Below are 22039 nucleotides of genomic sequence, written 5' to 3'. Positions count from 1 at the left end.
GTCGCCGGTTGCCGTACTCGACATCAGTGAAGGAGGGCTGGTCGCTGTCCACGACCCCATGATTTCGCGATCCCAGCCGCCAGGCCACCCGCCGAGCCGGGTCGCCGCAAAGATCAGCACTTCCCTAGCGGTTTCGAGCGCATCGAGCCGTTCGGCTTCTACGCCGACTCCGCCGATTCGGTTCACCTCGCGAAGACCCTGTGATCGCCGACGACGGACCCGGCCGCGCGCACTAGGCTGAGGCGCATGACGGTCCGCCGGGTCCAGGGCAGCGAGGTCGAGTACGGGATCACCGTGCAGGGGCAGCCGCGCGCCAATCCGATGGTCGCCTCGACGCACGTGGTCAACGCCTATGCCGCCGCACACCGGCTGACCCGCCGGGCGCGATGGGACTTCGAGGAGGAAAGTCCCCTGCGGGACGCCCGCGGCTTCGACCTGAGCCGCGGCGACGCCGATCCGTCGCAGCTGACCGACGAGGACCTCGGGCTGGCCAACATCATCTTGACCAACGGCGCACGGCTCTACGTCGATCACGCGCACCCGGAGTACTCCAGCCCCGAGGTCACGACACCGCGCGACGTGGTGATCTGGGAGAAGGCCGGCGAGGAGGTCATGCGCGAGGCGGCCGAGCTGGCCGGGCGCATCCCCGGCAACGGCCCGCTGGTGCTCTACAAGAACAACGTCGACAACAAGGGTGCCTCCTACGGTTCGCACGAGAACTACCTCATGGACCGCCAGGTGCCCTTCGAGCAGATCGTCACCCACCTGACACCGTTCTTCGTGTCCCGGCAGGTCGTCTGCGGTGCCGGGCGGGTCGGCCAGCAGCAAGACGGTAGTGTCCATGAGTTCCAGATCAGCCAGCGCGCAGACTACTTCGAGGTGCCGGTCGGCCTGGAGACGACGCTCAAACGGCCGATCATCAACACCCGTGACGAGCCGCACGCTGACCCGCGCAAGTACCGCCGCCTGCACGTCATCGTCGGCGACGCGAACTGTGCCGAGACATCGATCTACCTCAAGCACGGCCTGACGTCGCTCGTGCTGGCGATGATCGAGGGCGGTGCCGTCGTCACCGATCTCGACCTGGCGAATCCGGTTGCGGCGCTGCACGCGATCTCCCACGATCCGTCCCTGCGGGTCACTGTCGATCTCGCCGACGGCCGCAGCATCACCGCGCTGGACCTACAGGCCGAGTACCTGCGTCGCGCGCGCGCCTTCACGCAGCGGCAGGGCGACGTCGACGAGCAGACAGCCGACGTCCTCGACCGGTGGGAGGGCGTGCTCGCCCGCCTCGCGCGCGACCCGATGGACCTGGCCGGTGAGCTGGACTGGGTCGCCAAACTCGCCCTGCTGGAGCGCTACCGCGACCGCGACGGCCTGGACTGGGATCACGCGAAGCTGCACCTGATCGACCTGCAGTACCACGACATCCGGCCCGAGCGCGGCCTGTACCACCAGCTCGTCCGCACCGGCCGCATGAAGCGCCTGGTGGACCCGGCCGAGATCGCCGCTGCGGTCACCGAGCCGCCGGGCGACACCCGGGCCTGGTTCCGGGGCACCTGCCTGCGCCGGTTCTCCGACGACATCGCCGCCGCCTCCTGGGATTCGGTCATCTTCGACCTGCCCGGTTACGCCTCCCTGCAGCGTGTGCCGACCCTCGAACCGTTGCGCGGCACGCGCGAGCACGTCGGCGCGCTCTTCGACGCCGACCCGACGGCGACCGAGCTGTTCCGTACCTTGACCGGGCGCGACTAGGCTGGCGTCATGTCCGAGCAGCAGCACAAGAGCAGCAGGCCGTCGCGCGAATCCGACGAGCAGGTCGAGGCCACCGAGATCGACACCGAAGCCAAGGCGAAGCTCGACGACGACGTCGACGCGATCCTCGACGAGATCGACGACGTGCTCGAAGAGAACGCCGAGGAGTTCGTGCGCAGCTTCGTGCAGAAGGGCGGGCAGTGATGCTGCCGGAGGCCTTCCGCACGGCTGGCTCGTCCTCGTTCGCCGACTTCCTCGTCCAGTACGCCCCCGACCAGCTGCCCGGCGCCCGTGCGACGGACGCGGCCGGGCCGGGGCAGTTCGACGGCATCACGCACGGCACCACCATCGTCGCCGCGACGTATCCGGGCGGCGTCGTCATGGCCGGTGACCGGCGCGCCACTATGGGCAACGTCATCGCTCAGCGCGACATCCAGAAGGTGTTCCAGACCGACGAGTTCTCCTGCGTTGGCATCGCAGGCACGGCGGGTATCGCCGTGGAGATGACCCGGTTGTTCCAGGTCGAGCTGGAGCATTACGAGAAGATCGAGGGCACCGTCTTGTCGACCGACGGTAAGGCTAATCGCCTCGCGGCGCTCATCCGCGGCAACCTGGGCCTGGCGATGCAGGGCCTGGCGGTCGTGCCGCTGTTCGCCGCCTACGATCCGGACGCCGGAGCCGGACGCATCTTCGCCTTCGACGTCACCGGCAACCGCAACGAGGAGCGTCAGTTCTGCTCGGTCGGCTCCGGGTCGCTGTTCGCTCGCGGCGCGTTGAAGAAGCTGTACCGCGAGGGGTTGACCGAGCGGGAGGCGGTCACCGCGTGCGTGCAGGCGCTCTACGACGCCGCCGACGACGACTCGGCCACCGGCGGACCCGACATGGCCCGCCGGATCTTCCCGATGGTCGCCACCATCGGTGCCGAGGGCTTCCGCGCCTGGAGCCAGACCGAGACCGCAGCGGTCGCCGACGAGGTCGTCGCCGCCCGCCTCACCGCGCCCGACGGCCCGTCGGCGCCCCTGATCTGACCGGCCGATCTGAGAGGAGCGCCGCCATGACCGCACCCTTTTACGTCTCGCCCGAGCAGGTGATGAAGGACCGCGCCGACTTCGCCCGCAAGGGCATCGCCCGCGGCCGGTCGGTCGCCGTCGTGCAGTACGCCGACGGCATCGTCTTCGTTGCCGAGAATCCCTCGCAGGCCCTGCACAAGATCAGCGAGATCTACGACCGGATCGGCTTCGCGGCCGTCGGGCGGTACAACGAGTTCGAAAACCTGCGGATCGCCGGCGTGCGCCTGGCCGACCTGCGCGGCTACTCCTACGACCGGCGCGACGTCACGGGGCGGGGCCTGGCCAACGCCTACGCGCAGACGCTCGGCACGATCTTCTCGGCAAGCGGCGAGAAGCCCTACGAGGTCGAGTTGTTCGTCGCCGAGCTGGGCGAGCGTCCCGAAGCCGATCAGGTCTACCGGCTTACCTATGACGGTTCGGTGGCCGACGTGAAGGGGTGGGGCGTCATGGGCGGCACCACCGAGCCGGTGGAACAGTGGTTCACCGAGCACTACACGCCCGGCCTCGATCTGGCCGGGGCGATCTCGCTGGCGCGTACGGCGCTGGGGCACGATGCGGCCGCCCCGCGCGCGATCCCGGCCGAGTCGCTGGAAGTGGCGGTGCTGGACCGGACTCGCACTCAGCAGCGCAAGTTCAAGCGCCTGGCCGACCCGGTGGTGGCCGAAGCGCTCGGCTGAGGCCCGGTCCGTAGTCGCTTCGAGGTTCCGGCAGTAGGTTCCGCTGGCTGAGGTGCGCCCTTCGAGGCTCCGGCCGCAGGCGGCCTACGCACCTCAGGGACCGCGAGGAACGAGCGAGCCGGGTCCTGAGGTGCCCCGACGAAGGAGCGGCCTCGAAGGGCGAAGCCTGCCGTGGGCGGGTCATTTCGAGGTGTGCTGCGCTCCCACCTCAATGACCGGCTCCGCCTATCTGCGGAATCTCTTACTCGCGCAACCTCTCAGGCGAGGTCGCGCAGGCGTCGCCCGCCTCCGGGCCGTGGTGGGTTAGGGGGCTCACCGCGCGGGCCGTAGTTACCAGGGTCTCGGGATCGTCCAGGTGTGCCGGCGCGACCGGAGCGGTGCGTATGAGCGAGCGGTTGCCTCCGCTGCGCTCGGCCTGCTCGTGCGCACTCCAGGCTACCGCCGATGACGGCCGGGGAGCGGCGCCGAACCGAACTCGTAGCCCGCGCCCAGCGCGTCGCCGACGGCCGCCCCCAGCAGCACGCCCGCGGCCCGGTCCTCCCGTGTCATGCCTGCTCCCGGACGCGGCGCATCTCGTCGGCCAGCCGCGGGTTCGTTTCGGCGAACCGTTCGGTGATCCGCTCGACGACCTCCGGCGGCTTGTTCTGGCTCAGCTTGGCGCGGGCGTCGAACCGGGTCACCCGCATCCGCAGGCCGACAGCGCCCTTGGCGATCCGCCGCGTGCCCGCCTCGTCCTCGCCGAGACTCCGGCCGCCGGGATAGCGCCGCTCGAAGTGGTCGGTCAGGCGCGAGAGCATCGCGTAGGTCTCCTCCTCGTCCAACACCTCGGGGACGCCGTACAGGTGCGCCGTGACGTGGTTCCAGGTCGCCGCGAGCTCGCCCGGGTCGTACCAGCTGGCCGAGACGTAGTCGTGCGGCCCCTGCACGATGACCAGCATCTCGCTCGCGCCCAGCTCGTGCAGGACGTCGTCGGGCCGCCCGACATGGCTGACGAGCACGATGTCGTCGGCATCCTCGTCGAGCAGTACCGGGTAGTGCGACGCCACCAGGCCCGACGAGGTCCAGGAGACGAGGGTCGCCCACGGGTTTTCGCGCACGAGACGCTTGACCTCGTCGGGGTCGTCCAGCACATACCGCGGCGTGTGTCGCATGCGTGCACTCTCAAGGCACCGGCACGGCTAGGCTCTCGTCATGGACCGGCGCATCTTCGGCATCGAGAACGAGTACGGCGTCACGTGCTCGTTCCGCGGGCAGCGCCGGCTCTCGCCGGACGAGGTCGCGCGCTACCTGTTCCGCCGGGTCGTCTCCTGGGGTCGCAGCAGCAACGTCTTCCTGCGCAACGGCTCGCGCCTGTACCTCGACGTCGGCAGTCATCCGGAATACGCCACCCCCGAGTGCGACGACGTCGCCGAACTCGTCGCCCACGACAAGGCCGGCGAGCGCATCCTCGAGGCGCTCATGCTCGACGCCCAGCAGCGGCTGCGCGACGACGGTATCGAGGGCGACATCTACCTGTTCAAGAACAACACCGACTCGGCGGGCAACTCCTACGGCTGCCACGAGAACTACCTCATCGCGCGCGGCGGGGAGTTCAGCCGCATGGCCGACGTGCTCATCCCGTTCCTGGTCTCGCGCCAGATCATCTGCGGCGCGGGCAAGGTCCAGCAGACCGGACGCGGCACGATCTACTCGATCAGCCAGCGGGCCGAGCACATCTGGGAGGGCGTCTCCAGCGCCACCACCCGGTCGCGGCCCATCATCAACACCCGCGACGAGCCGCACGCCGACGCCGAGCGCTACCGCCGCCTGCACGTCATCGTCGGCGACTCCAACATGAGCGAGACCACGACGCTGCTCAAGGTGGCCACCACCGAGCTGGTGCTGCGCATGATCGAGGCAGGCGTGACGATGCGCGACCTCACCCTCGACAACCCGATCCGGGCCATCCGGGAGATCTCCCAGGACATGACCGGCCGCAAGAAGGTCCAGCTGGCCAACGGCCGCGAGCTGTCCGCGCTGGAGATCCAGGCCGAGTACTTCGCCAAGGTCGCCGAGTTCGTCGACCGCAGCCAGATCGACGATCCCGTGACCCGCCGGGCGCTCGACCTGTGGGAGCGCACCCTGAAGGCCGTCGAGTCCGAAGACCTCTCGCTCGTTGAGCGTGAGATCGACTGGGTCATCAAGCTGCGGCTGCTGGAGCGGTATCGCAGCGTCCACGGACTGAGCTGGGGCGACCCGAAGATGGCCCAACTCGACCTGGCCTACCACGACATCCGGCGCGACCGCGGCCTGTTCTACCTGCTCGACCGCCGCGGTGCGGTGGCACGGGTGACCGGCGACCTGGAGGTCTTCCGCGCCAAGTCGGTGCCGCCGCAGACCACGCGGGCGCGCCTGCGCGGGGAGTTCATCCGGCGGGCCCAGGAGCGCCGCCGGGACTTCACCGTCGACTGGGTCCATCTGAAACTCAACGACCAGGCGCAGCGCACCGTCTTGTGCAAGGACCCCTTCCGCGCCCACGACGAGCGGGTACAGCGGCTCATCGACGCGATGTGACCGATCCGGTTCGGGTGTCGAATGCGCGAGTGTGTGGTCCGGTTGGTTAGGGTGGTCCCGGTTTCTCGTTCAGCGTGCCTCGGGCCGTTGACCCCCTCTCACTCATTCGAGGTATACCTGTGCGCCGCAACATCATCCTTATCTCGACAGCATTAGCGGTCGTGGCCGTGCTGGCCGCGTCGGTCATCGTGCTGTCCAACAAGGGCTTCGCGTTCTCCGGAGTCACCGTTTCCGGGGGGGAGACACCGAAACTCTCGGTCAAGGAGCCGGAGAAACTCGCCGACGAGATCAAGAGCGGTGAGGCGAAACTGCAGATCGTCTCCGAGGGCGACGGTCGCAAACTCCAGAACAACGACTACTTCAGCGCCGACTACATCATCGCTGACGGCACCGACGGCTCCCAGTTGGATTCGTCCTTCGGCACCAATGCGACCACCGGCGAACCCGGCACCCCCGCAGTCTTCCAGTTCATCGACTCGGCGAAGTCAACGACTGCCACCGCGCCGGGCCTGCCCAAGTCGGCGCTCGAGGTGCTCAAGGACGTCAAGGTCGGCTCGAAGGTCATCCTCGGTATCACCGCGGGCGACTTCTTCGGCGACGCAGTCCAGCAGTTCGGCTTCGAGGAAGCCCAGCCGATGCTGTTCTACTTCGACATCACCGCTTCCATCGACGCCGACACCAAGACCGCTCCGTCGGGCAAGAAGGTCGATCTGCCGGCGGGCGTGCCCACGCCGGTCGTCGATGGCGACACGGTCACGGGGGTTGACGGCAGTGCGGTCACGGCCCCGGCCACCGAGGCCGTCTACCCGGTCATCAAGGGAACCGGTCCGAAGGTCGAGGCCGATGATTACGTCTATGCGAACTACCTCGGTCAGGTCTACCCCAACGGCGCGGTCTTCGACTCCTCCTTCGAACGCGGTGCGCCGTCGTTGTTCTCGCTGGCCGGTGTCATCCCGTGTTGGACCGACATGTTGACCGGCCAGACCGTCGGCTCGCGTGTCGTGCTGACGTGTCCGGCCGACGTCGCTTACGGCGACAACCCCGGCGAGGGCAGCGGCATCGCTCCGGGGGATTCGTTGACCTTCGTGGTCGACATCGTCGGCACACTCTGACCCGAGGCGGGGAACCGGCGTGGCCGAGCGCAAGAGCGAACGGTTGATGAATCTCATCTTCCTGCTGCTCTCGACCCGCCAGTTCCTCACCAAGGAGCAGGTCCGGGCTTCCATCGAGGATTACCAAGGTTTGTCCGAGGACGCCTTCAATCGGATGTTCGAGCGCGACAAGGGGGAACTGCGCGCGCTCGGCATCCCGTTGGAGATCGGTAGCTTCGATCCGTTGCACGACGACCTCCGGGGCTACCGCATCCCACGGGAGGCTGCCGAGCTGCCGGACCTGGAGCTGACCGCAGAGGAATCGGCCGTGATCGGCCTGGCCGCCCAGGTGTGGGAGCATGGGGGGCTGGCGGGCCGCTCGGCCGACGCGCTCCTGAAACTCAAGGCGGCTGGTGTCGAGATCGACACCAGCGCCGTCCCGCTCGTGCAGCCGAGACTGGGTGCTGACGAGTCGGCCTTTGACGCGGTGTGGGATGCCGTGCGGGAGCGTCGGCCCATCGCGTTCGCCTACGGGCGGATTGGCGAGGAGTCGCAACAGCGCCACCTCCAGCCGTGGGGAGTGCTGTCGTGGCGTGGTCGCTGGTACGTCGGCGGCTATGACATCGACCGGGAGGATTCACGCCTCTTTCGGCTCTCGCGCATTCGCGGCGAGGTTCGCGGCGACGGCGAGGCCGGGTCCTACACGGTGCCGGAGGGGACCTCGATCCGTGATCTCGCGGACTTCACCTCCACCGAGCCGGTCGGCGAGGCGACCCTGCGCGTGCGGCGCGACCGGGCCGTCCCGCTGCGGCGTCACGCCCGGTCGGTCGAGCCGGCCGGCGACGACGTGGACCTCGTGCGGGTGGGCTATCACTCCGCCTGGCAGATCGCCATGACCGCCGCGTCCTTCGCGCCGCACGTGGTCGTCGTGGACCCGCCGGAGGCGCGTTCTTTGGCCGTCTCCATCCTGCGCTGCGCGGCGGAGGCCAACGCATGAGGAAGCCGTCGGCCCGCGATGTTCAGCGACGACTGGCGTTGGTGCCCTATCTGCAGAGCAAGCAGGGCGTCTCGGTCGAGGAGGTCGCCCGCGAGTTCGGGGTCAAGCCCGGCGTGGTGCGCCGCGACGTCGAACAGATCATGCTGACCGGGGTCGGGGCCTACGGCGGCGACCTGATCGACGTGGACCTGTTCGCCTTGGAGGGCGACGACCGCATCTACATTTCCAACGCCGACTTCATGTCCCGCCCGCTGCGCATCGACGCCGACGAGGCTGCGGCGCTGATCGTCGCTTTGCGAACTTTGCGCGATACCGCCGGCACCGAGCATGCCGGGGTCGTCGACACCACACTGGCCAAACTGCAATCTGCGGTGGCCGGGGCCGCCGAGGCCGAGAACACCGTGGCGGTCGTCGTCGAGCCGGTCGACCCGTCGGTGTTGGGTGCCGTGCGCGAGGCGTTGTCACGTGGGCGGAGCATGGAGATCGTCTATGCCCCGGCTTCGCGCGACGCGCTCACGACGCGGCGGATCGACCCGCTGGCGACGTTCACGCGCGATGGCCGCGAATATCTCGACGCCTGGTGCCACCGGGCCGTGGGCCACCGGTTCTTCCGGCTGGACCGCATCGAGCGCGCCGAGGTGCTCGACGACGCGGTCGCCGACCGGGGGCGTACGCCGCGACCGGTTGCGGGCTTCTTCTCCGGGGACGCTGGAGATGGGCTGCTGCACGCCGAACTGGCGGTCGAACCGAGTGCGCGCTGGATCGTGGAGCACTACGATGCGGAGGTCCTGGACGACTCCGGCGACACCTGGCGCGTGCAGGTGGTGGCTGCCGACGAGTCCTGGGTATGCCGCCTGGCACTGCGGGCCGGCGGCGCGATCCGGGTTCTTTCCCCGGACTCAGTGCGCACACAGGTGCGTGAGCACGCGCTCACAGCGCTGGCGGCGTACGATGAGGCCACGTTCGCAACCGAGGAGTCCTGATGCTCAAAAATATCGGCCCCACCGAGATCTTGCTGATTCTCGCGGTCGTACTGCTGTTCTTCGGTGCGGCCAAGTTGCCCGAACTGGCGCGTGGCAGCGGCCGTGCCCTGCGCATCTTCAAGTCCGAGATCAAGGGACTCGAAGAGGACGACAAGGCGCGTGAGGCCGACGACGCCGCAGTCATCCCCGCCTCCGACGACGTGCCGGTGACGCGACGGGTCGAGAGCAGCCGCATCGATGCCTCCGACGAGACGAACTGAGTCTGCGCAGTTGGCCGCACCCGGTGGCACCATGCCGCTCATGGAGCATCTTCGTGAGTTGCGCAGCCGCCTCATCCGAGCCGTCCTGGCGATTCTTGTCGGGACCATCTGCGGTTTCGTCTTCTACGAGCCGCTGCTGACTTTCCTGACCCACCCCTACCACCAGATCGAGCCGGATTTGGCGGCCAAAGGCATCGATACGAGCCTGGTCATCACCGGAGTCGGCGGGGCCTTCCAGTTCCAGCTCAAGATCGCCCTGGTGGCCGGCATCGTGGCCTCCAGCCCGATCTGGCTGTGGCAGTTGTGGGCCTTCGTGCTGCCGGCGCTGCACCGGCACGAGCGGCGCTGGGCGCTGCTGCTGACCGGCACCGGGGTCCCGCTGTTCTTCAGCGGGGTGGCGCTGGCCTACGTGATCTTGCCCAAGGCGATCCTAGTGCTCATCGGCTTCGTGCCCGACGGATTCGAGAGCCTCGTGTCGGGGGCGGAGTATTACGACTTCATCATCCGCATGATGCTGGTCTTCGGCGTGGCGTCCGAGATTCCGCTGGCCGTGGTCCTGCTCAACCGCCTGGGCGTGGTGAGTGCCCGGTCATTGGTACGCGCCCGGCCGTGGACGGTCGTGGCGATGTTCGTCTTCGCGGCCATCGCCACGCCGAGCACGGACCCCATCACTATGCTGTTCCTCGCACTGCCGATGACGGTCCTGTACTTGATCGCCGAGACCATCGCGCGCATCTCCGACCGGCGTCGCGCTCGGGAAGGCCCCGGCGCGGCGTGGTCCGACGACGAGGCCTCGCCGCTGTGAGCGCGGCGCGGCACGTGGTCCTGGTCGTGAACCCGGTCTCCGGACGGCGGCGGGGCGAGCAGATCGCCGAGGCGGCGGTGCCGCGCTTGCGGTCGTACGGCTGGACGGTCGAGCACGCCCAGGGGGAGACCCTGGACGAGGTTCGCGAGTCGACTCAGAGCCGGCTGGCCGGCGGCGCGGATACGGTGGTAGTCGTCGGCGGTGACGGCGCGGTCCACGCGGTGCTCGATCTGCTGGTCGAGGCCGACGCGACGCTCGCGCTGCTGCCGGCCGGTACGGGGAACGACCTCGCGCGGGCGCTCGGCCTGCCGTACCGCGACGTCGAGGCATGTCTGGACCTGCTGAGCGGTGCCGACGAGCGCCGCATCGACCTGATCCGGGCCGGTGATCGCTGGGTGGCGACCGTCGTCGCGTCGGGGTTCGATTCCAAGGTCAACGAGCGGGCCAACGCGATGACCTGGCCGCGCGGCCACCTGCGCTACGTCCTGGCGGTCGGCGCGGAACTGCGATCCTTCGAGCCGCTCACTTTCAGCCTCGACCTGTCCGGCCCGGACGGCGACCGTACGGTGCAGGCCCCGGCGATGCTCGTCGCGGTCGGCAACGGCCCGTCCTTCGGCGGCGGACTGCGGATCGCCCAGGGTGCCGAACTCGACGACGGTCTGCTCGACGTCTGCCTCATCCGCCCGGTCAGCCGAGCGCTCCTGGTGCGGACGTTCCCGAGGCTGATGAAGGGGACCCACGTGAGCATGCCGCAGTTCGAGCGTCATCGGGTGCGGCGGCTGCGCCTGGACGCGCCGGGCATCGTGGCTTACGGCGACGGGGAGCGAATCGGCCCGCTGCCGGTGGAGATCGCGGTCGCTCCGGCAGCGCTGTCGGTCATCGCCCCGCCGCCGGGCCGGGCCGTGCTGCCGTCCTGACCGCACCGGCGGGTCTACGATCACCGCGTGGGCTTACTTCGCGTCGCCAAACGGGCGGTGGTGGGGCGCAAACTGCGCAGCACCCAGCTCGGTGAGACACTGCTTCCCAAACGTATTGCCCTTCCGGTCTTCGCCAGCGATGCGCTCTCGTCGGTGGCGTACGCGCCCGACGAGATCTTCCTGGTGTTGTCGATGGGCGGGCTGTCGGCCTACGCCTACAACTGGAAGATCGGCCTGTGCGTCGTCGTGGTGATGCTCACGGTGGTGGCCAGTTATCGGCAGAACGTCCATGCTTACCCCAGCGGCGGCGGTGACTACGAGGTCGCCACGGTCAACTTGGGACCGAAGGCAGGACTGGCCGTGGCGAGCGCGCTGCTGGTCGACTACATCTTGACCGTCGCGGTCTCGATCTCTTCGGGCGTACAGAACGCGACCTCCGCAGTGCCGGGGCTGCTCGGCCACGAGGCGAGCGCGGCCGTCGTCTTGGTGCTCGTGCTGATGGCGATCAACCTGCGCGGTGCGAAGGAGTCGGGCACGGCCTTCGCCATCCCGACCTACGCCTTCATGGCCGCCATCTTGGGCATGGCCGTGTGGGGCTACCTGCGCTACCTCGGCGGCGACCTACCGAGGGCCGAGAGCGCCGACTACGAGGTGGTGGGGGAGCCGCCGTATGCGGCCTTCACCGGCCTGGCGATGGCCTTCCTGCTGGCACGGGCCTTCTCGTCGGGCTGTGCGGCGCTGACCGGGGTCGAGGCGATCAGCAACGGCGTGCCGGCCTTCCGCCGGCCCAAGAGCCGCAACGCGGCGACCACCCTGCTCATGCTCGGCACCATCGCGGTGACGATGCTGATGAGCATCATCGTGCTCGCCGATCTCATGGGCCTGCGCTACGTCGAGGACCCCGAGAGCCAGCTGCTGATCGACGGCCGCGCGCCCGGCCCGGACTTCGAGCAGCACACCGTCATCGCCCAGCTGGCCGACGCCCTGTACGGGCCGACCCCGCTGTTCTACCTGACCATCGCCTGCACCGGCCTGATCCTCGTGCTCGCGGCCAACACCGCGTTCAACGGGTTCCCGGTGCTCGGTTCGATCCTGGCGCGCGACGGCTGGCTGCCCCGGCAGCTAGCCCACCGCGGCGACCGCCTGGCCTACAGCAACGGCATCGTGCTGCTGGCGCTGGCCGCAGCGGCGCTCATCCTCGCCTTCGACGCCGAGGTCACCAAACTCATCCAGTTGTACATCGTCGGGGTGTTTGTCTCGTTCAACCTGAGCCAGTTGGGCATGATCCGGCACTGGAACCGCCACCTCGCCCAGGAGCCGGACCCCGCCGCGCGGCGGCAGATGCAGCGGTCGCGCGCGGTCAACACCTTCGGGCTGGCGATGACCGCGACGGTCCTGGTCATCGTGCTGCTGACCAAGTTCCTCGCCGGTGCCTGGATCGCCATCGCCGCGATGACGGCGGTCTTCGTGCTCATGCGGGCCATTCGCCGGCACTACGATCGGGTGGCCGTGGAGCTGGCCATCGACGACTCCGACGTGACCCTGCCCTCACGGGTGCACGGCATCGTGCTCGTCAGCGCCCTGCACAAGCCCACGATGCGGGCCATCGCCTACGCCAAGGCGTCGCGGCCCAGTTCGCTGGAGGCCGTCACGGTGTCCTTCGACGAAGCCTCGACCACGGCGCTCCAGGACGCATGGCAGGAGCGGGGCCTCGACCTGCCGCTGGTCGTGCTCGATTCGCCCTATCGTGAGCTGGTGCGCCCGGTGGTGCGCTACGTCAAAGAGCGGCGGCGTGCGTCACCCCGCGATGTCGTGACGGTCTACGTGCCCGAGTACGTCGTCGGCCGCTGGTGGGAGCAGCTGCTGCACAACCAGACCGCGCTGCGGCTCAAGGGCTGGCTGCTGTTCCTGCCCGGCGTCATGGTCACGAGCGTCCCCTATCAACTCGACTCGGCCGGGAGCGCGCCGAGGCGGTCCTCCCGGCCGATGCCCGGCGACGCGCGGCGGGGCGTCGAGGTCACCGGTCGCGACGACGATGCCTGAGCCGCTGCCGGTGGTGGAGGTCGGCCCGGTCGCCCACGGGGGTCACTGCGTCGCACGCCTGGACGGCCAGGTCGTCTTCGTCCGCCATGCGCTGCCGGGGGAGCAGGTGCGGCTGCGGATCACCGACCGCAGCGCGAGTTTTTTGCGTGCCGACGCCGTCGAGGTGCTGCATGCCTCGCCGGACCGGGTCGAACCGCCGTGCTCCTGGGCCGCGACCTGCGGCGGCTGCGACTTCCAGCACGTGAGTCCGGCGGCCCAGCGCGGTCTGCTGACCGATGTCGTACGCGAACAGTTGCGCCGGATCGCCGCGATCACCTGGGACGGGGTTGTCGAGGAGGTGACGCCGCACCTGGGCTGGCGCACCCGCATGCAGTACACGACCGACGCCTCCGGCCGGCTCGGACTGCGGGCGCATCGCTCGCACGAGGTGGTGGCGGTGGACCGCTGCCGCATCGCCCATGCCGACCTGCCCCAGGTGGACGAGCGCGTGCGCGCCGAGCGGATCGAGACGGCCGTATCGTCGAGCGGCGAGCAGGCCGTGGTGATCGACGGGGAACTTCGCCGGGGCCCGCGTCATCTGACCGAGCATGTTCACCATCGCACCTTCGGTGTGGAGGCCGACGGCTTCTGGCAGGTTCATCCGAGCGCCGCGACGACCCTCGTCGATGCGGTGCTGGCCGCTGCCGATTTGCGGCCGGGGGAGCGCGTGGCCGACCTGTACGCCGGAGTCGGGCTGTTCTCGGCGTTCGCGGCCGAGGCGGTCGGGCGGATGGGGCACGTCGTGAGTGTCGAGTGGGACCGGAAGGCCTCGGCGCTCGCCCGCGAGAACCTTGCCGATCTGCCCCAGGCGCGGGTGCGGCAGGGGGCGACGGAGCGAATCGCCCCTCGCCTCCGCGGCATGGATGTGGTGATCCTCGATCCGCCCCGCGCCGGGGCCAAGAAAGCAGTCTCGGTCATCGCCGGACTCGGTCCGCGCCGGATCGTGTACGTCTCGTGTGATCCGGCCTCGCTCGCGCGCGACCTCGCGCGCTTCGGTGAGCGTGGATACGAGTTCCGCGACCTGCGCGCCTTCGCGCTCTTTCCGATGACGCACCACGTCGAATGCGTGGCGGTCCTGGACCGTGCTGCCGGTGTGCGTACGACGGCGGCAACGGGAACGACGAACAACGGGAGTGATCTGTGATGCGCTATGCCGACGCCACCCGGTGCCCCGGCTGCCGGGCCGGTCTTGTGGGCCGACCGGCCTGCCCGGCCTGTGGATTCGACCTCACTGCTGCAGAGATTCCGGCGATCTGGCGTTCTCTGGAGGAGATCGACGCGCTGGTCGAAACGGTCCGCAGTCGTCAACGCGCTGTGGTCGTGCCACCGCCGGCGCCTGTGGTGCCGCCTGTCGCACCGCCGTCGGTTGGGGCCGCTCCCGTGCCACCGCCGGTCGCCCCGCCGATCCTGCCGTCCTATCCCGCCGTTGCTGCGCACGGGCCGCCCTCCGGCGGCGGGCTGACGGTCGGGTCGGTGCTGCTCGGCCTCGGTGCGGTGCTGCTGATCGTTGCGGGCATCGTGTTCATCTCGCGCGCGTGGGAGACCGTCGGCCTGGGCGGTCGGGTGGCGATCCTCGGCGCGGCCACGGCCGCCGTCGGCGCGCTCGGGTCCTGGGTGACCCGCCGTGAACTGCGCGGCTCGGCCGAAGCCGTCTGGCTGGTGTTCGCCTGCTTCGTCTCAGCCGACTGGTATGCCGCCTGCGACCTGGGGCTGGCGGGCCTGGACGGGCTGCCCGACTGGGCCGTGGTCGGCGTGTGGGCCGCCGTGATGAGCCTGATCGCCGTGGTCGTCGGTGCGGCCGCGCAGCGGGCGATGGGACGCTCGATGATGACCCTGCAGATCGTCGCCGGCGGGGCCGCTTGGTGGTTCGGCGGCGCGCTCGCCGATGCGCTGGACGACGCCGGTTTCCGGCTCTTCTGGCTGCTGCTGACCGTCGGGGTCCTGCTGGCGGCGGTGGCGTTCGGGGCGAAACTCGTGGGTCAGACGGTGTGGTCGAAGATCGTGGCGGTCGGGGCCGAGTCGACTGCGGTGATCGCGGTAGTGACGGCCTTGGTCGAGGCGTTCGCGCATCCGCGTGCTGCGGAGTACCTGGGTGAGGGACACGGGCTGCCGCTTCTCGTGGTCACGCTCGCCATCGCCGCTGCGGCCGCCTGGCAGCCCGCGCGCGCCGCGGCGGTGGCCGTGGCGCTGTCGCTCGTGGCGCTGCTGGTCGGCCTGCCGCTGGGCGAGCCGCTCCACCACCAGGGGTGGTACCTGTGGGTGGCGCTCTACGGCACGGCGCTGGTGGTCGCCCGCCCTCGGGCACGCCGCGTCGACCGCGCCGCCGGCATCGGCACGCTCATCGCCGCAGCCGCAGTCGGGATCGTTACGGTGATCGGCTGGAGCGCCGGCCTGGTGGCCCTGCTGGCCTCGGTGGACCTCCCCTCGGACGGTGCGGGTCGCGGCGACTTCTTCGTCACGACCTCGTCCGTCGGCGGTGCGACGCCGCTGCAGTGGTGGGCGACGCTGTGCGGCGGGCTGGCCCTGGCGACGGCACTGGTGGCGGTCGCCTCCTGGCCCGAGGCCCGTCAACTGCCGCGCCGTCACTTCTACCTGGGGGCCGGGCTGATCGCGGCGATCACCATCGGCGCGGTGCTCGCCGACGTGGGAGTCGCCGTGGTCCTACTGGGCGCGATGATCCTGGCCGCCGGGATCGCGCTGGCGGTGACGGGCCGCTGGTTCGGCCAGGGCTGGGAGCCGGTCGGACACGTCCTCGTCGCGCTGGCCCCGCTGTTCGCCGTGGCGACCTATGACGGATTGATCGTGCTCGGCGCGGCGGCGTCCGTGGCCCTGTTCGTCTTGGCGTCCACCGGCCGGTGGAAGGAGGCCGGCATCGTCGCGGCCGGCCTGGGCACCGGCTGGGGTATCGGCGTCGTCGCGCTGCTGGCCGACCATCCCGAGTTCGACCTGGAGACCGGGCCGGTCGTGACGCTGGTCCTTGTCGCGTCGCTCGCGGCCACGGGGATCGGCCTGGCGATGTCCGGTCCGCCCGCGTCGCTGCGGCTGGGCTGGGGGGTGGAGGCCGTCGGCACCGCGGCCGTGGTGATGACGCTGCTGGCCGGGACGCCGCAGGCGGACTATGGCTGGACCGTTGCCTGGCTGTCCGGCATCGGCGCGGTGCTGGTGGCGGCCGGCCTGCTGGTCGAGCGCCGTGCCTGGGCGCGGTACGCGGGCCTGGCCTTCCTCGTGCTGGCGTGGATCGTCTACCTCACCGCCTCCGACACGCACGTCCTGGAGGTCTACACGCTGCCGTTCGCGGCGGCCGCGCTCGGTGCCGGAGCGGTGGCGATGGCCCGCAGCGCGTCGGTGCCGACGTGGTTGGCGCTCGGTCCGGGTCTGCTGTTCGCCGTGGTGCCCAGCGCGCTGCTCGCCTACGCCGGACCGGTCTCGGTGCGCGCACTGCTCGTCGGCCTGGTTGCGGCGGTCCTGATCGGCGTGGGACTGGTCCGGCGCTGGCAGGCCCCGTTCGTCATCGGCGGGACAGCTTTGGCGATCCTCGCGCTGGTCGAACTCGCCCCGTACGGCTGGGCGCTGCCGCGATGGATCCTGCTGGGCGCGGCGGGGGCGCTGCTGCTCGGCGCGGGCATCACCTGGGAGGACCGGGTGCGGGACGGACGCGCCGCCGCGCGGTTCGTCGGCTCAATGCGGTGACATCGGCAGCCGTGGGGGCCATGATGGGGCTATGACCCAGGTAGCCGACGGCGTGGACGCGCCGCTCGCCGAACCCTTGACCGTCCGCCAGCGTCGCCGCGACGCGGCCCTGCACGATGCGCTGCTGTTCTGCACCGCCTTCTCCGCCGGGGCGCTCGCCTACGCGCTCGGGGTGCTGGTGCTCGACGACGCCGAGACGTTCTGGTCGGTCAGCCTGTCCGACGGGCTGATCGTCAGCGGCCTGGTGGTGGGGGAGACCTTCCTGCTGTGGAACAACGGCCTGCGCCAGGGGGTGCGCGGTCACAGCATCGGTAAGCACCGCACGGGACTGCGTGTGGTCGATGCCGCCGAGGACCGCCCCATCGGTGCCTGGCGGGGTCTGTGGCGCGGCCTGATCTCGGTGGTGCTGCTGGATCTGGCGCTGGCGGTCGTGCCGGTGGGGTTGCCGACGGTGCTGCGCCGGCTCACCCCGGACGAATGGCATGTGGGGCTGTTCGCCTACCTGGCGGTGGCCGTCGTGGCGGTGCCGATTCTGCTGGCGCGCGACCGCGGCCTAGCCGACCTGCTTGCCGGCAGTCGGGTGATCGATTCCCCGGATGTCACAGCACCGCAGCGGGCGCGGACGCTGCTCCTGCTCGACGCGCTGGGGGTGCTCGGCGTCCTCGGGGTGTTCGCGCTGTATCTCAGTTTCCTGTGGCCGCTGATCGGCCGTATGCCGGGCCTGTGGTGAGTGTCGCGGCACACGCCCTGTCTTGACGTCGTGTATCTTGATGTCAAGACACAATGCCTGTTTCCCCCTGCAACACGGGTTAGGTGAACCTGACCGAGCGGCGACACCGTGAGGCGCGGCAGGATGGGAAGCAACTCGGCCCCAAGGAGATGCGTCACATGTCCGTCGACAGTTTCAACGCCAAGGATTCGCTGCAGGTCGGCGATTCCGCGTACGACTACTACCGCCTCGATGCGGTAACCGGCGACGGCGTGGATGTCGCCTCCCTGCCGTTCAGCCTCAAGATCCTCCTGGAGGCGCTGCTGCGCACCGAGGACGGCGCGGACATCACCGCCGACGACATTCGCGCGCTCGGTGCCTGGGACCCGCAGGCCGAGCCGTCCAAGGAGATCCAGTTCACGCCCGCGCGCGTCATCATGCAGGACTTCACCGGCGTCCCCTGCGTCGTCGACCTCGCCACGATGCGCGAGGCGATGGTCGAACTCGGCGGCGACCCGTCCAAGATCAACCCGCTCGCCCCGGCCGAGATGGTCATCGACCACTCCGTCATCGCCGACGTCTTCGGCACGCCGGAAGCCTTCGAGCGCAACGTCGAGATCGAGTACGAGCGCAACGGCGAGCGCTACAAGTTCCTGCGCTGGGGCCAGGGCGCGTTCGACAACTTCAAGGTCGTCCCGCCGGGCACGGGCATCGTCCACCAGGTCAACATCGAGCACCTCGCCCGCGTCGTGTTCACCAAGGAGACCGAGAACGGCACGGTCGCCTACCCGGACTCCTGTGTCGGCACCGACTCGCACACCACGATGGCCAACGGCCTGGGCATCGTCGCGTGGGGCGTCGGCGGCATCGAGGCCGAGGCCGCCATGCTCGGCCAGCCGATCTCCATGCTCATCCCGCGCGTCGTCGGCTTCAAGCTGCACGGCGAACTGCCCGAGGGTGCCACCGCCACCGACCTGGTGCTCACCATCACCGAGATGCTGCGCCAGCACGGCGTGGTTGGCAAGTTCGTCGAGTTCTACGGTTCGGGCGTCGGCGCGGTGCCGCTGGCCAACCGCGCCACCATCGGCAACATGAGTCCCGAGTACGGCTCGACCGTCGCGATCTTCCCGTTCGACGACGAGACCACCAAGTACATGCGCCTGACCGGCCGCAGCGAGGAGCAGATCGCGCTCACCGAGGCCTACGCGAAGGCGCAGGGCCTGTGGCACAACCCCGACCACGAGCCGCGCTACAGCGAGTACCTCGAGCTGGACCTGTCGACCGTCGTGCCGTCCATCGCCGGACCGAAGCGCCCGCAGGACCGCGTCATCTTGGCCGAGGCCGCGCAGTCCTTCGCGGGCACGCTGCCGACGTATGCGCCGAACGGCTCGAACCCGCAGCAGGTCACGCTGGCCGACGGCACCTCCTTCGAGATCGATCACGGCGCGGTGACTATCGCCGCGATCACGTCCTGCACCAACACCTCCAACCCGTCGGTGATGATCGGCGCGGCGCTGCTGGCGAAGAAGGCCGTCGAGAAGGGCCTGAGCCGCAAGCCGTGGGTCAAGACCACGCTGGCGCCCGGCTCGAAGGTCGTCACCGACTACTACGAGCGCGCGGGCCTGACGCCGTACCTCGACAAGCTCGGCTTCAACCTCGTCGGCTACGGCTGCACCACCTGCATCGGCAACTCCGGTCCGCTGATCCCGGAGGTCTCTGCGGCCGTCAATGAGGGCGACCTCGCCGTCGTCTCGGTGCTGTCGGGCAACCGCAACTTCGAGGGTCGCATCAACCCCGATATCAAGATGAACTACCTGGCCTCGCCGCCGCTGGTCATCGCCTACGCGCTGGCCGGTTCGATGACGGTCGACCTGTTCAACGATCCGCTGGGCACCGACCACGACGGCAACCCGGTCTACATGCGCGACATCTGGCCGTCCCCGGCCGAGGTCGAGGACGTCATCGCCGGTGCGATCACCGCCGAGACCTTCGGCGCGGAGTACGCCGACGTGTTCGCCGGGGATGAGCGCTGGCAGAGCCTGCCGACGCCGGAGGGCGACACCTTCGAGTGGGACGAGAAGTCGACCTACGCGCGCAAGGCACCGTACTTCGACGGCATGGCGCTCGAGCCGTCCCCGGTTACCGATGTCGCGGGTGCGCGCGTGTTGCTCAAGCTCGGTGACTCGGTCACGACCGACCACATCAGCCCTGCCGGCGCGATCAAGAAGGACAGCCCGGCCGGCAAGTACCTCATGGACAACGGCGTCGAGCCGCGCGACTTTAACTCCCTCGGTTCGCGTCGCGGCAACCACGAGGTGATGATCCGCGGCACCTTCGCCAACATCCGCCTGCGCAACCAGATCGCGCCGGGCACCGAGGGCGGGTTCACCCGTGACTTCTCGGCCGACGGCGAGGTCACCACGGTCTTCGAGGCCTCGCAGAACTACCAGGCCGCAGGCATCCCGCTCGTCGTGCTAGCGGGCAAGGAGTACGGCTCGGGTTCGTCGCGCGACTGGGCGGCCAAGGGCACCGCGCTGCTGGGCGTCAAGGTCGTCATCGCCGAGAGTTACGAGCGCATCCACCGCTCGAACCTCATCGGCATGGGCGTCCTGCCGCTGCAGTTCCCCGCAGGCCAGAACGCCGACTCGCTGGGCTTGACCGGCGAGGAGACCTTCGCGGTCGCCGGGGTCACCGAGCTGAACGAGGGCCGCACGCCGAAGACGGTCAAGGTCACCGCGACCGCGGCCGACGGCACGGTCACCGAGTTCGACGCCGTGGTCCGCATCGACACCCCCGGCGAGGCGAATTACTACCGCAACGGCGGCATCATGCAGTACGTCCTGCGCTCGCTGCTCTGAGGCAGCCCGCTGACGCGACGCCCCGTTCCCTACTGGGAGCGGGGCGTCGGCGTCTCCATACTCCTTGAAATGTCTTACATCGTGTGAGACGTTGGCCTCATGGCGGCAACGATCACCTTTCGTCCTGATGATGACGCGCGACTGGCCCTCGACGAGTTGACCTCCGACGGCACGCCCGTCTCGGTGGTGGTGCGCGAGGCGTTGATCGAGGCGGCGGCACGTCATGTGCGGGCGCGAGTCCGTGCCGAGGTCGAGGCGTTGGCGGCTGATCCCGAGGATCGAGCCGAGGCGGCTCAGGTGCTCCGAGACATGGAGCATCTGCGTGCGTGGTGACGTGTACCGCCTCCGAGCCCCGCGTGACGCTCGCGGGCATGACCAACAGGGAAGCCGCTACGCGGTTGTCGTGCAGTCCGACGACTTCGATCTACTGTCGACGTGGTTGGTGGCGCCGACCTCGACGTCCGCGCGACCTGCGACTTTCCGGCCACAGGTCAAGATCGACGGACGAATGACCAGGGTGTTGTTCGAGCAGACGAGCGCTGTCGACCCCGCTCGGCTCAGTGAACGAGTCGGGCATCTGGCGTTCGACGAACTGCGGGCGGTCGACGCCGCGTTGCGGCTCGTGACGGGTCTGTGAGAAGTGCTGATTCAGGCAGTCACCGGATCGTGGACGTCGAAGCCGAGGAGGCTCGCGACGCGCTTCAGCGCCGTGTCGTGGGAGATGATCACCACGTCGTCGACTCCGACACGCAGGGCGGCGGCGAGATGAAGGGCGTCCAGCGATTTCACGTGAGGCTCGATGTCGCTGGCTTCGCGCACGAGCTGCCGGTCGAGGTCGAGTAGGGGCAGTTCTCCGAGCCAGCGTCGTGCGTCATCCAGGTCGGTGTTCTCACGCCGTGCGGCACGGATGACCTCGAGCTCCAGCAGTTGTGACGAGACGATGTTCCAGCCGTCGGCGCGGGCGCGTAGGAACCATTCCACGGCCTCGGAACTCTGTCCCCAGAGGATTCGTAGTGCGACTGAGGAATCGATGTAGCGGTACTTCTCAGACCTCATGATCGGCCCTGACCTCGTCGAGGATCTCGTCGATGGGCCGACTTAATGTCGCAGGCTTGCGGCGGGGTTGCCATTGCCCAGGGGCGACCGCCGGACGAGCCAGCCCCAGGGCGATCAACTCCGCGAGCCGATCTTGAGCCGGGGGGACCTCGGGGATCATGCGCAGCACGACCTTGCCGCGATTCGTCACCTGGACCGGCTCGCCTGACTCCACGATCTCTCGCGTGATGGCGGAGGTGCGCTGATTGAGTTGGGTCAAGGTCACGGTACGCATGACACAAATGTAGTGCCTACATGCTAGAAGGGCGAGTCAATCGTCGGTGAACGGACCCGCGGAAGTCGTCTACAGGACGACTTCCGCGGGCGTCGTTCGCTGACGTGCCGCTGGTGTTCCCAGGCAGCGAGTTAGGGAATCGCTGATCTATAGGCCATCGGCGGGTGAGCGGGCCTGGGGATGGGCGTAGGGACCTGTTTCGGGCTGCTGCCTTGCTGCCCTGCGTCCGCCTTTCGGGACTGTAGGGCCGATTGCGGGCAGG

Annotated in this window: 22 protein-coding genes and 1 pseudogene; 18 read left to right on the top strand and 5 right to left on the bottom strand. The window is 69.2% G+C overall.

Features of this window, described 5'->3' with window-relative positions; translation table 11 throughout:
* The coding region (locus QM597_RS01490) for a hypothetical protein (protein ID WP_415003104.1) at nucleotides 1-186 on the bottom strand (186 nt) is incomplete at its 3' end.
* A gap of 60 nt (nucleotides 187-246) precedes the next feature.
* Here QM597_RS01490 and dop point away from each other — a divergent pair.
* From dop to prcA, 4 genes are read left to right on the top strand one after another with little or no spacing between them, the layout of a single operon-like run.
* Complete coding sequence (gene dop, locus QM597_RS01485) at nucleotides 247-1755, top strand: depupylase/deamidase Dop (RefSeq protein ID WP_415003103.1); 1509 nt, start codon at nucleotides 247-249, stop codon at nucleotides 1753-1755.
* A gap of 9 nt (nucleotides 1756-1764) precedes the next feature.
* Nucleotides 1765-1959: a ubiquitin-like protein Pup gene (locus tag QM597_RS01480; RefSeq protein WP_415003102.1), complete on the top strand. Its 195-nt coding sequence runs from the start codon at nucleotides 1765-1767 to the stop codon at nucleotides 1957-1959.
* Entirely contained in the window at nucleotides 1959-2783 is an 825-nt protein-coding gene (prcB, locus tag QM597_RS01475; protein WP_415003106.1) for a proteasome subunit beta, read from the top strand. Before QM597_RS01480 ends, prcB begins: the two co-directional genes overlap by 1 nt.
* A 26-nt stretch (nucleotides 2784-2809) precedes the next feature.
* Nucleotides 2810-3502 (top strand): proteasome subunit alpha, encoded by a 693-nt coding sequence (gene prcA, locus QM597_RS01470; protein WP_415003101.1) that lies wholly within the window; start codon nucleotides 2810-2812, stop codon nucleotides 3500-3502.
* 241 nt (nucleotides 3503-3743) lie between these two features.
* Here prcA and QM597_RS01465 read toward each other — a convergent pair.
* Nucleotides 3744-3896, bottom strand: a pseudogene (locus QM597_RS01465) (ADP-ribosylglycohydrolase family protein); the annotation flags it as partial.
* 151 nt (nucleotides 3897-4047) lie between these two features.
* A complete protein-coding gene (locus tag QM597_RS01460) occupies nucleotides 4048-4653 on the bottom strand; it encodes an FMN-binding negative transcriptional regulator (protein WP_415003100.1) in 606 nt (201 codons plus the stop codon).
* Between the two features lie 40 nt (nucleotides 4654-4693).
* Here QM597_RS01460 and pafA point away from each other — a divergent pair, with 40 nt between their 5' ends.
* The 14 genes from pafA to QM597_RS01390 all read left to right on the top strand — a co-directional run bounded on the left by pafA (nucleotide 4694) and on the right by QM597_RS01390 (nucleotide 21084).
* Nucleotides 4694-6055 (top strand): Pup--protein ligase, encoded by a 1362-nt coding sequence (gene pafA / locus QM597_RS01455; RefSeq protein ID WP_415003099.1) that lies wholly within the window; start codon nucleotides 4694-4696, stop codon nucleotides 6053-6055.
* Between the two features lie 119 nt (nucleotides 6056-6174).
* Nucleotides 6175-7167, top strand: a complete 993-nt coding sequence (locus QM597_RS01450; protein ID WP_415003098.1) for an FKBP-type peptidyl-prolyl cis-trans isomerase — start codon at nucleotides 6175-6177, stop codon at nucleotides 7165-7167.
* A 19-nt stretch (nucleotides 7168-7186) separates the two neighbouring features.
* Complete coding sequence (locus QM597_RS01445; RefSeq protein WP_415003097.1) at nucleotides 7187-8143, top strand: helix-turn-helix transcriptional regulator; 957 nt, start codon at nucleotides 7187-7189, stop codon at nucleotides 8141-8143.
* Nucleotides 8140-9126, top strand: coding sequence for a helix-turn-helix transcriptional regulator (locus QM597_RS01440; protein WP_415003096.1), 987 nt, complete (start codon nucleotides 8140-8142; stop codon nucleotides 9124-9126). The genes QM597_RS01445 and QM597_RS01440 overlap by 4 nt, the downstream gene beginning before the upstream one ends.
* The gene (tatA, locus tag QM597_RS01435; RefSeq protein WP_415003095.1) at nucleotides 9126-9386 is read left to right on the top strand and encodes a twin-arginine translocase TatA/TatE family subunit; all 261 of its coding nucleotides are present in this window, start codon (nucleotides 9126-9128) and stop codon (nucleotides 9384-9386) included. The genes QM597_RS01440 and tatA overlap by 1 nt, the downstream gene beginning before the upstream one ends.
* Nucleotides 9387-9426: 40 nt before the next feature.
* The gene (tatC, locus tag QM597_RS01430; protein WP_415003094.1) at nucleotides 9427-10191 is read left to right on the top strand and encodes a twin-arginine translocase subunit TatC; all 765 of its coding nucleotides are present in this window, start codon (nucleotides 9427-9429) and stop codon (nucleotides 10189-10191) included.
* Between the two features lie 14 nt (nucleotides 10192-10205).
* Nucleotides 10206-11108: a diacylglycerol/lipid kinase family protein gene (locus tag QM597_RS01425; RefSeq protein WP_415003093.1), complete on the top strand. Its 903-nt coding sequence runs from the start codon at nucleotides 10206-10208 to the stop codon at nucleotides 11106-11108.
* 27 nt (nucleotides 11109-11135) lie between these two features.
* The gene (locus QM597_RS01420) at nucleotides 11136-13151 is read left to right on the top strand and encodes an amino acid permease (protein WP_415003092.1); all 2016 of its coding nucleotides are present in this window, start codon (nucleotides 11136-11138) and stop codon (nucleotides 13149-13151) included.
* Nucleotides 13144-14334, top strand: a complete 1191-nt coding sequence (locus QM597_RS01415; protein WP_415003091.1) for a class I SAM-dependent RNA methyltransferase — start codon at nucleotides 13144-13146, stop codon at nucleotides 14332-14334. Before QM597_RS01420 ends, QM597_RS01415 begins: the two co-directional genes overlap by 8 nt.
* Nucleotides 14334-16880, top strand: a complete 2547-nt coding sequence (locus QM597_RS01410) for an SCO7613 C-terminal domain-containing membrane protein (RefSeq protein ID WP_415003105.1) — start codon at nucleotides 14334-14336, stop codon at nucleotides 16878-16880. Before QM597_RS01415 ends, QM597_RS01410 begins: the two co-directional genes overlap by 1 nt.
* A 31-nt stretch (nucleotides 16881-16911) precedes the next feature.
* The gene (locus tag QM597_RS01405; protein ID WP_415003090.1) at nucleotides 16912-17610 is read left to right on the top strand and encodes an RDD family protein; all 699 of its coding nucleotides are present in this window, start codon (nucleotides 16912-16914) and stop codon (nucleotides 17608-17610) included.
* Nucleotides 17611-17768: 158 nt separating this feature from the next.
* On the top strand, nucleotides 17769-20447 hold the full coding sequence (gene acnA / locus QM597_RS01400; protein ID WP_415003089.1) for an aconitate hydratase AcnA: 2679 nt from the start codon (nucleotides 17769-17771) through the stop codon (nucleotides 20445-20447).
* Nucleotides 20448-20546: 99 nt separating this feature from the next.
* Nucleotides 20547-20780, top strand: coding sequence for a hypothetical protein (locus QM597_RS01395; protein WP_415003088.1), 234 nt, complete (start codon nucleotides 20547-20549; stop codon nucleotides 20778-20780).
* Nucleotides 20671-21084 (top strand): type II toxin-antitoxin system PemK/MazF family toxin, encoded by a 414-nt coding sequence (locus QM597_RS01390; protein WP_415003087.1) that lies wholly within the window; start codon nucleotides 20671-20673, stop codon nucleotides 21082-21084. The genes QM597_RS01395 and QM597_RS01390 overlap by 110 nt, the downstream gene beginning before the upstream one ends.
* An 11-nt stretch (nucleotides 21085-21095) precedes the next feature.
* Here QM597_RS01390 and QM597_RS01385 read toward each other — a convergent pair whose 3' ends face one another.
* Nucleotides 21096-21503 (bottom strand): type II toxin-antitoxin system VapC family toxin, encoded by a 408-nt coding sequence (locus QM597_RS01385; protein WP_415003086.1) that lies wholly within the window; start codon nucleotides 21501-21503, stop codon nucleotides 21096-21098.
* Nucleotides 21493-21777, bottom strand: a complete 285-nt coding sequence (locus QM597_RS01380) for a type II toxin-antitoxin system Phd/YefM family antitoxin (RefSeq protein WP_415003085.1) — start codon at nucleotides 21775-21777, stop codon at nucleotides 21493-21495. Before QM597_RS01380 ends, QM597_RS01385 begins: the two co-directional genes overlap by 11 nt.
* Nucleotides 21778-22039: the final 262 nt, after the last annotated feature.

Source organism: Aeromicrobium sp., from assembly GCF_047607065.1.
Lineage (GTDB): Bacteria > Actinomycetota > Actinomycetes > Propionibacteriales > Nocardioidaceae > Aeromicrobium.
This window is presented reverse-complemented; position numbering and strand designations above follow the sequence as displayed.